The organism is Vannielia sp. SX4 (assembly GCF_052828525.1).
The window spans coordinates 4,230,540-4,242,783 of the sequence record NZ_CM128247.1 but is presented as its reverse complement, the minus strand read 5'-3'; the positions used below and the strand labels follow the sequence as shown (position 1 = coordinate 4,242,783).

The 12,244-nt window shown below is 66.9% G+C and carries 14 protein-coding genes; 5 read left to right on the top strand and 9 right to left on the bottom strand.

What is annotated here, in order from left to right:
• Positions 1-114: 114 nt before the first annotated feature.
• Positions 115-1,653: a putative bifunctional diguanylate cyclase/phosphodiesterase gene (locus ACUXVX_RS21080; RefSeq protein WP_446309826.1), complete on the bottom strand. Its 1,539-nt coding sequence runs from the start codon at positions 1,651-1,653 to the stop codon at positions 115-117.
• Between the two features lie 68 nt (positions 1,654-1,721).
• Positions 1,722-2,624: a tRNA 2-thiocytidine(32) synthetase TtcA gene (gene ttcA / locus ACUXVX_RS21075; protein ID WP_446309825.1), complete on the bottom strand. Its 903-nt coding sequence runs from the start codon at positions 2,622-2,624 to the stop codon at positions 1,722-1,724.
• A gap of 220 nt (positions 2,625-2,844) precedes the next feature.
• On the opposite strand from ttcA, the gene ACUXVX_RS21070 reads away from it, so the two are divergent.
• The gene (locus ACUXVX_RS21070; protein ID WP_446309824.1) at positions 2,845-3,414 is read left to right on the top strand and encodes a hypothetical protein; all 570 of its coding nucleotides are present in this window, start codon (positions 2,845-2,847) and stop codon (positions 3,412-3,414) included.
• Between the two features lie 127 nt (positions 3,415-3,541).
• On the opposite strand, the gene ACUXVX_RS21065 is transcribed toward ACUXVX_RS21070, so the two are convergent.
• Both ACUXVX_RS21065 and ACUXVX_RS21060 read right to left on the bottom strand, forming a co-directional pair.
• A complete protein-coding gene (locus ACUXVX_RS21065; protein ID WP_446309823.1) occupies positions 3,542-3,742 on the bottom strand; it encodes a hypothetical protein in 201 nt (66 codons plus the stop codon).
• A complete protein-coding gene (locus ACUXVX_RS21060) occupies positions 3,739-4,872 on the bottom strand; it encodes an aromatic ring-hydroxylating oxygenase subunit alpha (RefSeq protein ID WP_446309822.1) in 1,134 nt (377 codons plus the stop codon). The genes ACUXVX_RS21065 and ACUXVX_RS21060 overlap by 4 nt, the downstream gene beginning before the upstream one ends.
• Before the next feature lie 211 nt (positions 4,873-5,083).
• Between ACUXVX_RS21060 and ACUXVX_RS21055 the strand changes: the two genes are divergently transcribed.
• Positions 5,084-5,989, top strand: a complete 906-nt coding sequence (locus ACUXVX_RS21055; RefSeq protein ID WP_446309821.1) for an alpha/beta fold hydrolase — start codon at positions 5,084-5,086, stop codon at positions 5,987-5,989.
• Here ACUXVX_RS21055 and ACUXVX_RS21050 read toward each other — a convergent pair.
• The 5 genes from ACUXVX_RS21050 to rpmH are packed head-to-tail and all read right to left on the bottom strand — an operon-like array spanning position 5,986 to position 8,341.
• Positions 5,986-6,483, bottom strand: a complete 498-nt coding sequence (locus ACUXVX_RS21050; protein ID WP_446309820.1) for an SH3 domain-containing protein — start codon at positions 6,481-6,483, stop codon at positions 5,986-5,988. The two genes, ACUXVX_RS21055 and ACUXVX_RS21050, sit on opposite strands and share 4 nt — an antisense overlap.
• Before the next feature lie 54 nt (positions 6,484-6,537).
• The gene (locus ACUXVX_RS21045) at positions 6,538-7,527 is read right to left on the bottom strand and encodes a DUF1835 domain-containing protein (RefSeq protein WP_446309819.1); all 990 of its coding nucleotides are present in this window, start codon (positions 7,525-7,527) and stop codon (positions 6,538-6,540) included.
• The gene (gene yidD / locus ACUXVX_RS21040; protein ID WP_446309818.1) at positions 7,524-7,745 is read right to left on the bottom strand and encodes a membrane protein insertion efficiency factor YidD; all 222 of its coding nucleotides are present in this window, start codon (positions 7,743-7,745) and stop codon (positions 7,524-7,526) included. The genes ACUXVX_RS21045 and yidD overlap by 4 nt, the downstream gene beginning before the upstream one ends.
• 45 nt (positions 7,746-7,790) lie before the next feature.
• Positions 7,791-8,189, bottom strand: a complete 399-nt coding sequence (gene rnpA / locus ACUXVX_RS21035) for a ribonuclease P protein component (RefSeq protein ID WP_222471743.1) — start codon at positions 8,187-8,189, stop codon at positions 7,791-7,793.
• Between the two features lie 17 nt (positions 8,190-8,206).
• Entirely contained in the window at positions 8,207-8,341 is a 135-nt protein-coding gene (rpmH, locus tag ACUXVX_RS21030; protein ID WP_012177012.1) for a 50S ribosomal protein L34, read from the bottom strand.
• A gap of 284 nt (positions 8,342-8,625) precedes the next feature.
• Here rpmH and ACUXVX_RS21025 point away from each other — a divergent pair, with 284 nt between their 5' ends.
• From ACUXVX_RS21025 to ACUXVX_RS21015, 3 genes are read left to right on the top strand one after another with little or no spacing between them, the layout of a single operon-like run.
• Complete coding sequence (locus ACUXVX_RS21025; RefSeq protein WP_446309817.1) at positions 8,626-9,360, top strand: TVP38/TMEM64 family protein; 735 nt, start codon at positions 8,626-8,628, stop codon at positions 9,358-9,360.
• A gap of 1 nt (position 9,361) precedes the next feature.
• Positions 9,362-10,771, top strand: a complete 1,410-nt coding sequence (locus tag ACUXVX_RS21020; protein WP_446309816.1) for a dihydrolipoyl dehydrogenase family protein — start codon at positions 9,362-9,364, stop codon at positions 10,769-10,771.
• Positions 10,772-10,809: 38 nt separating this feature from the next.
• Positions 10,810-12,231 carry a sensor histidine kinase gene (locus tag ACUXVX_RS21015; RefSeq protein ID WP_222496769.1) on the top strand — a complete coding sequence of 474 codons (1,422 nt, stop codon included), beginning with the start codon at positions 10,810-10,812 and terminating at the stop codon, positions 12,229-12,231.
• The last annotated feature ends 13 nt before the right edge of the window (positions 12,232-12,244 follow it).

Sequence of the window (12,244 nt, the reverse complement as noted above, 5' to 3'; positions counted from 1 at the left end):
GTTTCGTGGGGGTGCTCTTCGCCCCTTCGAAGCCCCATCGCAGGTGCCGAGCGGCACGGCCCCCGGGGGCACTGACCAGACAGGCGCGGCGGTGTCCTCCCGCGTCGGAGCCCTTCAGTCCCGCCCTATGCCTTTCAGGATCGGTGTCTCCACGATCTTGGCATTGTGCTTCTCGATCCAGCTTACCGTGTCTTCAAATGGCATCGGCCGGGCAAGGCCAAACCCCTGGATATGGCCGCAGCCAAGCTGCGCCAGCATCGCGTGCTCGCCAATGCTCTCCACCCCTTCCGCCAACGTATCGAGGTCAAGCTGCTCGGCCATCAACAGGATCGCGGAGACCAGCTTTTGCTGCTCGCGGTCCTCATGCACACGCATGACGAAGCTGCGGTCGATCTTCAGGCGGCTCACCGCGAAGCGCCGGATCGAGCTGATCGAGGCATGGCCGGTGCCGAAATCGTCAAGGTCCACCGGGCAGCCCATGGTGGCGAGATTGGCGATGTTGCGGGTGATCGTGTCGTCATCGGATTCAGCCACCACCGACTCCAGCACCTCCACGGTGATCCGCTCCGGCGCAAGGTCGAACCGGTCGAGCTCCCATTTCACCCGGTCCCCCAGCTTGGGGTTGCGCAGCTCGGCGGCGGAGAAATTTACGCCAACGGTCGGCACCTCCACCCCAGCCCTGTCCCACGCCTTCAGCGCGGCGCAGCTACGGTGCAGCATCACCTCGCCGAGCTTTTCCATCAGCCCGGCCTGCTCGATGGCGGGCAAAAAGTCTCCGGGGGCGATCATGCCGCGCTCCGGGTGCAGCCACCGGGCCAGTGCCTCCATCCCGGTGATGCGGCCTGTATCGGTCGAGATCTGCGGCTGAAACCACGGCTTGATCTGGCCTTCGGTGAAGGCGCTGAGCAGATCGTCGACCAGCGCGTGCCGCGCGCTGATCTGGGCCTGCATCTCGCGCGAGTAGGCGCGGGTGCCGCCCGGCCCGTTGGTGCGGGCCTCGTCGGCGGCCACCTCCGCCGCGCCCAGCAGCCCCTCTGCGGTGCGTTTGGGCGCACGGGTATTCAGGCAAAAGCCCACCGACACGCTCACATGCACCGAGGTCGCATCAATGCTCACCGCCTGCCCGGCGGTGCCCTGCAGCCGCTCGGCGATGCCCAGCGCGGTATCCAGATCGATCCGGCGCACCGGGTCCAGCCCCACGGCAAAGCGCGGCCCATCGAGCCTCGCGGCAAAATCGGCCCCGCGCATTGCGCTCTCGATCCGCTCTCCGGTGCGGCGCAGCACGGTCTCCGCCGCCGTTTTGCCGACGCGCTCCATCAGGGTCTGCCAGTCGTCGATCTCCAGCACGAAGCAGGCGGTCGTCCAGTTCTGGGCCTCGGCGCGCGGAATCGCCTCGCCCAGCAGGTCGAGAAAATCTTCGCGCAGCAGCAGGTCCGTCGCCCCGTCGCGCCGGGTGGCGCCATGGGAGTCGAACAGCCCGCCCATGATCGCCAGCACCGGAAACAGCAGCGCGGCGATGAGAATCACCCCCTCGCCGCCAAACCAGTAGCCCGCCAGCAGCAGCGCCGGCAGAAAGGTGATGGTCTGTGGCCGGAAAAACCCCTGGCGCAATACCCGCCGCAGTCTCAGATAGCTGGCCTTGAGCCCTTGCATCCCGATGCCTCTTGCCCTTTGCGGCCCGGTCGGAGCCGCCACGCGGGCAAGCTAGGCAATTGGCGTGATCAGTTTCTTAAGAGCGGCGGGGGAGTTTCTGTCGAATTTTCGCTATCGCCTTGAACAGCGCCGGGCACGCCAGCTTCGCTGCGCCGCTCCAGCCCGACAAAATCGAAGATCGCCGGATCGAGCAGATGCGAGGGGCGGGTGTTCATCAGGGCGCGGAACATCTTTTGCCGCCGCCCCGGATGGTTCGCCTCCCACTGGTCCAGCAGCCCTTTCACCTGCTGCCGCTGCAGCCCGTCCTGACTGCCGCAGAGGTCGCAGGGAATGATCGGGTAGTTCATGTCGCGGGCGAACTTCTCGCAATCCGCCTCTGCCACATGGGCCAGCGGGCGATACACGAACAGGTCGCCCTCCTCGTTCACCAGCTTCGGCGGCATGGTGGCCAGCCGCGAGCCGTGGAAAAGGTTCATGAAGAAGGTTTCCAGAATGTCATCGCGATGATGGCCCAGCACCACGGCCGAGCAGCCCTCCTCCCGCGCAATCCGGTAGAGGTTGCCGCGCCGCAGCCTCGAGCAGAGCGCACAATAGGTCCGGTTCGCCGGCACCTTCTCCTTCACGATGGAATAGGTGTCCTGATACTCGATGCGGTGCGGCACCCCCATGCGCTCAAGAAACTCCGGCAGCACCGTGGCCGGAAAGCCCGGCTGCCCCTGATCGAGGTTGCAGGCCAGCAGTTCCACCGGCAGCAGCCCGCGCCATTGCAACTCGTGCAGCACGGCCAGCAGCGTGTAGCTGTCCTTGCCGCCACTGAGGCACACCAGCCAGCGGGCGCCCCGCTCGATCATCCCGTATTGCTCGATCGCCTCCCTGCAATCGCGCACGATCCGCTTGCGGAGCTTCTTGAACTCCGTCGTCGCGGGCGCGCCATGAAACAGCGGGTGAATATCGTCATTCTCGTCGAGCATGGCGCTGCATATGCCAGAAACCGCGGCCTTGGGGAAGCGGGCGCACACGTTCAACGCAAGCCCCCGTGAAGGTGCGGATCGCCGCGGGCCGCCGTGCTGAATTTCGGGAGGAATTTGCGAGATTTCGGCGCGTGGCCCGAGGCGGGAACAGCCCCGCCGCCGCGCCGTTGTGGCCCCACACAGCGGCGATCCTGCCGCGTAGAACTCTCAGGAGGACCACATGACCAACATGTTCACCAAAACCGCCGTCGCCGCTCTTCTGGCTGGCTCCCTTGGCACCGCTGCCGCAGCCGGCTCCCTCGGGGCCGATGCCAGCGCCGATGTCGAGGCCGGCGTGAGCGGCGCAGTCGAAACCGCCCAAGGCACTGCCGATCAGGTCAACGACGCGGTCAACAGCACTGCCAAGGCCGTGCAGGATGGCGCCAGCGACCTTGCTGATGCCACCGAAGGCGGCGCCAGCGCCGATGCCTCGGTTAATTACGGCACCGTCATCTCCGGCCTCAACAACGGCTCCACCGCCGGTGCTGCCGCCGAGATCGAGGCGCTGGATGCCGAGATCACCGTCGACACCGTTCTGCTGAGCGAAGTCGAAGGGGCCGAGCAGGCTGAGGCGCTCGACAACGCGCTGAACACCCAGGCCGATGCGATGGCGGGTTTCCATGACGCCATCGAAGCCAACACCAGCCTGACCGCCGCGCTCGATGCCGAGGGGTTCACCGCCGATGACGTGGTCGGCTTTGAAAGCGAAGGCGAGGGCAATGTGACCCTCGTGATCGACGACCGTGCATAATTCGGTTGAACCAAATCGACGCTTCGTGCGTTAGAGAGGCGACCGCGCCTGAACCTCGCGGCGCCGGACCTTGTTCCCTCAAAGGTCTTAAGGCCCCTGCCCCCTCCCCGGCAGGGGCCTTTTTCGTTCAGGCCAGCCCCTGTGCGCGCAGCCGCGCGCCGTAACTCTCCGCCTCCGGCACACCGGCCTCCAGCGCAAAGATCCACGCCTGAGTCAGGTAAAATTCCGCCCCCGGCCCGCCGCGTTCCGCCGCCTCTGCGTAAAGCCGTGCCAGCGCCGCCCCGTCGCCCGCCGAGTGGGCCGCGAGCAGGCGGGCATCAAGGTTCACCGGCCCTTCCGCGCCGTGAGCCCCGCGGCAACCCATTGATGAAACCGATGCGTCGGCCCGTCCATCGCGGGGGAGAACCGCCCGCCGTCAAACCCCGGCCCCACCCGGCCCCTCTGCATGCCCTCGACCACAAAGACATCCTCCTCGAAGACCTCGCGCCACTGGGCGCAGTTCTTCGCCCTGAGCCCGCCATCTGTCTCGGGCGCGGCATAGTAGAGATGCACATGCTCCCGCGTCGTCGCCAGCCCCGTGGGCTCGAGCACGATCACAAAGGCATGGTCCCGCTGCGCCCCCATCAGCACATTGGGAAAGACAGAGATGTATTCCGCCCCTTCCTCCCAACTCTCCGGCCAGCCCGGAAAGTCCGGAAAGGTCTCGCCACCCTCACCGGTTATCCGCCGGTAAAGCGTGCTGCCTTGGCCTGCGAAGCCATCAGCCTCGATGTGGTAATGGTCCTCCAGCCGCGAATAGCTGTTCAGCCCGGGGTGGACCCACGGCAGGTGATAGCTCTCGCAGTAGTTCTCTACCGCCAGCTTCCAGTTGCAGGCGACCTCCAGCACAAACCGGCTGTCCGCCCCGCCGTGAAACACCGGCACATCCACCTCGCCCCAGCGGGTGAGCAACTCGGCATGCACCTCCTCGAACGGCCCCGACTCGCTGGAAACATCCACAAACACCACGTCGCGCCAGACATGGCTGGCGACCTCGACCAGCCCCAGATCGTCATTCACGATCCCCTCGGCCCGGTTCACCCCCGGCCCGCCCACATGGGGCGTGGCCACAAGTCGCCCGTCGTGGGCATAGCACCACGAGTGATAGGGGCAGCGGATCGCCCCCTCGATCTTGCGCGGCGCATCGACAAGGATCATCCCGCGGTGGCGGCATGTGTTGCGGAACACCCGCAGCACCCCGTCGCGCCCCCGCAGCATCAGCAGTGGCAGGCCCAGAAACTCCAGCGGCTTCGCATCCCCCGGCTCCGGCACATCAGCCCCTACGCCGATGCCGGCCCAGCCGCCCCAGAGCAGCGCATCGCGCTCGGCCTCATGGGTCGACGGGGCGGTGTAATGCGCATTGGGCAGCCCGTTGGCGGCGCCGATCGGGCGCAGAACGGCAGAAAGGTCATCAGGCATGGCGCTCCTCCGCTTGGCTGCTCCCAGCCTGCGAGGGCAGGGTTGCTGCGGCTTGCCTCAAGGCGACACCCCGGCACCGCCCCCGCGACATTGCAGGGCGTTTTCCGGCTACGGCCCCGCGACAACGGCGGCAAACCCCGCACGTTTGGTGGTTGGCGCGTTTCAGGGTATCCTAACGTCAACTTCCATGTTTTCGGGAGCCTGTTGCGCCATGTTTTACTTCTTTTCCCGCCGGGCCTTCGGCACGCCAAAAGGCGCAAGCCGGGCCCGCTTCACCGATAATCTCGCCACGCTTACCCGCTACGGCCGCGCGGAACCCTCGGGCAACAGCTATCGGATCACCCGATACGCCGGCCCCGTCGCCTGGACGCGCGATGCCCTCTCCGGTGTATCCGGCGGCCTGCTCATCTACGTCCACGGCTACAACACCACGCAGAAGCGCATGTTCGACCGGCAGGCCAAGATCGTGGCAGGCCTGCGGGCAAAGCAGTTCAACGGCGCGGTCCTCAGCTTCGACTGGCCCAGCCGTGGCTCTCCCAGCCCCGCCGCCTACAAGGCCGACAAGGAAGCCGCAAAGCACGTCGCCCGCCCCTTCATCGAAGAAGGTCTCGAAATTCTCCGCCGCCACGCCCCCGGCCGCCCGCTTGCCGTGCTCGGCCACTCGATGGGCGCCCTCGTCACCCTGCGCGGCTTCGGCGAGGTGGCCGCAGGATGGAAGCTCGATGAAACCCTCCTCGTGGCTGCCGATGTTGATAGGGTCTGGCTCGATCGCAACGCATGGGCCGGTTCCGTCATGGCCAAGCGCACGCGCAGGCTCACCAACTACTGGCACCACAAAGACAGGGTTCTTGCGCTGGCACAGGGGCTCAACGGCGGCGCCCTGCGCGCCGGACGCGACGGGATGCCGCCGCGCACCGCCCCGAACCATCATGATGTTTCAGTCGAGGCCCGGTTCGAGGCGACCTTCCCGCAAGCCAGCAAGGATGTGTCCCACAGTTTCTACTTCGACGATGCCCGCTTCTACGAGGATCTGGCCCGCGTGCTGGCCGGGCAGGATGTGTCGGGCACACCTACGCGCCGCCCGGGCGCGGGCGGCGAGCAGGAGCTTCGGCCCTAGTTCACTGCCATCAGAAACTTCACGCTGGCCCAGCCGGTAGTGCCCTCCGGCAGCTGCACCTGCGCCCAGCTGCCCTCCCGCGCGCCGGTCCAGAGCAGCATCTGCCCCGCGTGCAAGCGGCGGCTGATGTCAAACCCCGTGCCCGGCCCGCGCCGCAGGTTGAGGTAGCCGTCATTGGTGCACTGCACCATGAAGGCATAGGGCCGCTGGGCAAAATACTGCTGCGCGATGTAGCGCCCGTGCACCCAGCCCCGCATCCCGTCCGGCAGCATCACCTGTCGCCAGTTCCCTTGCGCCCCGGTGATCTCCACCGCCGTGCCCGCCGTGAGCCGCAGTAATATCCCATGCCCCGTGCCCGGCCCGCGCCGCATGTTCAGATAGCCGTCATCGGTGTCCTGCACATAGAGCGTCTGGGCCGCAGCCTCACTAGGCGGAAGCACGGTCAAGAGGGCAGCGGCAGCGAGGGCAAAGGCAAGAAACAGGCGGCGCGTCATCGGGAAATCTCCGGGTTGCAATGGCCCCAGCATCGCCCCACCCGGCATCCCCGGTCAATCGAGGCGCGAGAGAATCTCCGCGCCGCCGGTCCGCAGCCAAAGCGGCCCCGCGCCAGAAACCATCCGCACCCCGCCGATCTGCACGTCGATCCCGCCGTCCTCCACAAGGCTCGCCGCACCGCCAGCCAGCGCCGCGCCATAGGGCGTAAGCCGGGCCGAAAAGCCAAAGCGGTCGTCGCTACCCACACGGATTTCCACCACAGGCTGGTCCTCCGGGCGGCGAGCGAAACCCCGCAGCAGGTCTAGCAGGTCGAGGTCGCCGACCTCGTCCACAACCGCCTCCTCACCCCACGCGAGCGCATATCCAATCACCTGCGCCGCAGGCCGCCATCCCTCCGAAAGCTGCGCCAGCACCCGCTCCTCGCGCACCCCAAGCCCGGTGGCCACATGGGGAAAGCGTGAGAAATGCGCGTCCAGCGCGGCGCGGAGCGGCACCGGCAGGGCGGGGGATCGCCGCAGGGTGATCAGCGGCTCGGGCGTGGACGCCTGAAGCCCCTCCCAAAGCAGGGTGTAAAGCGTGGTCTCATCGCGGCTCAGCGGGCGCGGCCCGGGAACCTCCGAAAATTCCTCGGTGCGCAAGACCCCCAAACACTTCGCGATGCCGTCCATCCGATGCTGCCGCAGCGCGAGCTTTCCGCCCCAGCCGCGCCCCATCGCAAGCGCAATCATGAACCCCAACGCAAACTGCTCCTGAAGCGTCTCGCCCGCCCAGAGCGTGATGCCCTCCGCCGCCTCCATCGCCTGCGTGAGCGCGGCCATGTCATCCTTGGCGCGCTGGGCAAATTCCGCGTCCCCTGTCCGCGTCACCATCGCCCGCCCCCGGCGCAGGACCACTTCCAGCGGGTCGTCGTGCCGCGGAATGGCGCCCACATCGAAGCAATCGTACAGCCCGATCACCCGCCCCGTCTCGCCCGCTTCCCTCAAATACCCGCGCAATTGGCCTCCAGCCGCAAGGCCCGGGATCACGTGGAGCTGCGTGCTCACTTCGGCACCTCGTCAATGCCGGACCCACCCCAGGGGTGGCAGCGCAGGATGCGGCGAAAGGCCAGCCAGCCGCCCTTCAACCCGCCGTGCTTTTCCAGCGCCTTCAGCGCATAGGCCGAGCAGGTGGGGTGGTAGCGGCAGTTGTGCCCGACCCAGGGCGAAAAGATCAGCCGGTAGGCCCGAACGGGCAGGGCGAAGAGGCGCGCCAGCGGCGTCACGCCACGCAGGGCAGGGGCTGTCCCGCCATCCGATGCGCTCGCCGCCTAGCCATGCAGCTTGTCCAGCGCCGCCCGCAGTTCCTCCTGCATCAGGGCAAAATCGCGCGCCGCCGTCTCTCCGGCCCGCCCGATCAGCACGTAATCCCAGCCAGCGCGGCCCGCCTCCGGCAGCACCGCCCGCGCGATCTCGCGCAGCCGCCGTTTGGCCCGGTTCCGCGCCACCGCATTGCCCACTTTCTTTGAGCAGGTGTAGCCCACCCGCACAGCCTCGCCGCCTTCGCCGCGCTTCCGTCCCTGCACCACAAAGCCGGGCGTATGCTGCCGCCGCGCCCGCGCGCAGGCCAGAAAATCCGCGCGCTTCTTCAGAACCTCCGGGCAAGCGAAAACCGCCGCAGGGCTCTCGCCCCCGGCGGTCTCATCAACCTCTGCCTCTACGCCGGGCATCGCTGCCCCGCTACGCCTCAGGCGCTCAGGCTCTTCCGGCCGCGGGCGCGGCGGGCGTTGAGGATCTTGCGGCCGGCCTTGGTGGCCATGCGCGCACGGAACCCGTGACGCCGCTTGCGGACGAGGTTGGAAGGCTGGAAGGTGCGTTTCATCGCGCGTTCTCCGTCTCGGTCGGTCGCCGCCCCGCGGAATCGCAGGTGGCTGTGGTGTTCGAAGCCCGCTCAATAGGGACCGCCCGGCAGGCTGTCAATTCATCTGCGACGGAATCTTGCAACATTTCCCGCGCACCGCCCGCGGCGCTGTAACAAAACCCCGCCCGATCCCGCCACCCGGCGCCCTTGTGCTCACCCCGCATCAAGCGGGCGTGATCTGCCGGGCAGCCGTTGGGCGCACCGCACATCTTCTGTCATGAACGATGCAAAGGGATACGGGACAGATGACCGAGATGACAGACGCTCCGGCGAAAAACCCATGGCTGAAGCGCCTTCCGCTCATCGCCATCGTCGCCGCGGCCCTCGCCGGGGCCTTCTTCCTGCGCGATTACCTCAGTTTCGAAACGCTGGCCGATCATCGTGAGGCCTTGCTGGCCTTCCGTGATGCCAACTACCTGCTCACCGTGCTGGCCTTCATCGCGATCTACGTGGTGATCGTCGCCTTCTCCCTGCCCGGCGCCACCGTGGCCACCCTCACCGGCGGCTTCCTCTTCGCCACCTTCCCCGGCGCGCTCTTCAACGTGACCGCCGCCACCATCGGGGCCTGCCTCATCTTTCAGGCCGCCCGCCTCGGTCTTGGCGACAAGCTCTCCGAAAAGCTCGAAGGCTCCGGCGGGGTGGTACAAAAGATCAAGGCCGGGATCGACGCCAACCAGTGGGAGATGCTCTTTCTCATCCGCCTCGTGCCCGCCGTGCCTTTCTTCGTCGCCAACCTCGTGCCTGCCTTCGTCGGCGTGCCGCTGCACCGCTTCGCAATCAGCACCTTCCTCGGCATCATCCCCGGCGCGGTCGTCTACACCTCTGTCGGCGCCGGGCTGGGCGAGGTCTTCGCGCGTGGCGAAACCCCGAACCTCGGCATCATCTTCGAGCCGCATATCCTGCTGCCCATCCTCGGCCTCTGCGCCCTCGCTGCACTCCCCATCGTTCTAAAAGCCCTGCGCGGCAAGAAAGGCCTCTGACATGTCCACGATCAAGGCAGACATCTGCATCATCGGCGCCGGCTCCGGCGGGCTCTCGGTTGCGTCCGGCGCGGCCCAGATGGGGGCAAAGACCGTGCTGGTCGAGGGCCACAAGATGGGCGGCGATTGCCTAAACTACGGCTGCGTGCCTTCCAAGGCGCTGCTTTCGGCGGCCCACCACGCCCATGCCATGACAACCGGCGCACCTTTCGGAGTCGCCCCCGTCACGCCTGAGATCGACTATGCCAAGGCCAAGGACCACGTGGCCGAAGTCATCGCCGCCATCGAGCCACATGACAGCCAGGAGCGATTCGAGGGCCTCGGCGTGCAGGTCATCCGCGAATGGGGCAGCTTCATCTCCCCCACCGAACTCCGCGCAGGCGATCACACCATCACCGCCCGCCGCTTCGTCATCGCCACCGGCTCCCGCCCCTTCGTCCCGCCGATCGACGGGCTCGACTCGGTGGATTACCACACCAACGAAACCATCTTCGAGCTGCGCGAAAAGCCCGAGCACCTCATCGTCATCGGTGGCGGCCCCATCGGGCTGGAGATGGCCCAAGCCCACGCCCGCCTCGGCTGCAAGGTCACCGTGATCGAGGCGCAAAAGGCGCTGGGCAAAGACGACCCGGAGATGGCCGCCTTCGTGCTGGAGAAACTCCGCGCCGAAGGCATCGAGATCATGGAAGAGATCGCCGCCGAAAAGGTCACCACAGAAGGCGGCGTTACCGTCGAAACGCCAAAAGGCCCCGTCACCGGCTCCCACCTGCTGGTCGCCGTCGGGCGGCAGGTGAACATCGACAAGCTCAATCTCAACGTCGCCAATGTCGACCAAGACCGCGCCGTGAAGGTCGATGCCCGCCTCCGCTCCACCTCCAACAAGCGCGTATATGCCATCGGCGACGCGGCGGGTGGCCTGCAATTCACCCATGTCGCGGGCTACCACGCCGGGGTTGTGATCCGCTCCGCCATGTTCGGCCTGCCCGCCAAGGCCAAGACCGACCATATCCCATGGGTCACCTATACCGACCCCGAGCTTGCGCAGGTCGGCCTCACCGAGGCCCAGGCCCGCGAAAAGTTCGGCGGCAACCTCGACGTGATCAACATCACCTACAATGACAGTGACCGCGCCCGCGCCATGCGGCTGGATGGCAAGCTGAAACTGATGGTCTCCGGCGGCAAGCCGGTGGGCGCCTCCATCGCCGGGCCGCAGGCGGGCGAACTCATCGCCGCATGGGCCACCGCCATCGCCAACGGCCACAAGCTGACCACGCTGGCAAACACCGTCCTGCCCTACCCGACGCTGCAAGAGCTTAACAAACGCGCCGCAGGTGCCTATTTCTCCCCCAAGCTCTTCGAGAGCCCGATGGTCAAGCGCGTCGTCGGACTGGTGCAACGCTTTCTGCCCTAGTCGCAGCCCCGGCGCGAAAATGGTATAACGCGCGAGAAATGTTCCTGAATACGCTCTCCGGCCGCTTCCTGATGCTGACGATCGCCTTCGTCATGCTGGCCGAAGTGCTGATCTTCGTGCCCTCCATCGCGCGCTTTCGCGAAGACTTTTTGCTGTCGCGGCTGGAGCGGGCGCAAATCGCCTCGCTGGCCCTGCTGGCCACGGAAGAGGTGATCGACGCCAATCTCGAGGCCGAACTGCTCCAGAACGCGGGCGTCAAGAACGTGGTGCTCCGGCGCGACGAGATGCGCGAGCTGATCCTCTCCTCGCCCATCATCGCCCCCGTGACCCAAACCTACGACCTGCGCGATCCCGGCCCCTGGACCCTGATGATGGATGCCGTCGCCCGTCTGTGGAAGCGCGACCCTGAGCTGATCCGCGTCATCGGCGACCCGGTGAAGGAGGCCGGGCTGCTGATCGAGGTCACGCTCGACACTGGCGATCTGCGTGAGGCGATGATCGACTATGGCGTGCGCATCCTCTGGCTCTCCGCCGTGATCTCAGCACTCACCGCGCTGCTGCTGTTTCTGGCGGTGCGGGTCTTCATCGTCGGTCCGATCCACCGGGTGGTCGATGCGATGGCCAGCTATGCCAAGGCACCCGAAGACGCCCGCCGCATCATCGAACCCTCTGCCGGGGCGCTGGAACTGCGCGAGGCCGAAGAGGGGCTGAACGCGCTGCAAACCCAGCTCACCGGGGCGCTGAAGCAAAAGGAGCGGCTCGCCCAGCTCGGCGGCGCCGTGGCGCGCATCAGCCACGATCTGCGCAACATCCTCACCACCGCCCAGCTCTTCGCCGACCGGATGGAAACCTCCAAGGATCCCGCCGTCGCCCGCGCCGCGCCCAAGCTGGTCAACTCGATCAGCCGTGCCGTGAACCTCTGCGAAAGCACGCTCACCTTCGGCCGCGCAGAGGAGGCCCCGCCCAAGCTGTCGCGGTTCACCCTCGCTCCCGTGGTGAACGACGTGATCGACAGCGAGCGCCTCGCCGCGGGCGAGCATGATATTTCCTATGCCGAAGATGTCCCCGCCGGCCTGACCCTCCGCGCCGACAGCGAGCAGATCTTCCGGGTGCTGACCAACCTCATCCGCAACGCCCGTCAGGCCATCGTCGCCACTGGCAAACCCGGTGAAATCTGCATCTCCGCCCGCGAGGAGGATGACGGCTGGACGATCACCGTCACCGACACCGGCCCCGGCCTGCCGCCCAAGGCGCAGGAGCACCTGTTCCAGCCGTTCCAGGGGGGCTTCCGCAAGGGTGGCTCCGGCCTCGGGCTGGCCATCTCCGCCGAGCTGATCCGCGGCCACGGCGGCCGGCTCGATCTGCTCAGCACAGGTCCCGAAGGCACCGAATTCGCCGTGGTCCTGCCCCGCGAGTTCTCCGAGCTGGAAACGTCAGAGCCACAAAAGGCCGCCGAGTAGGGCTGGCGATGAG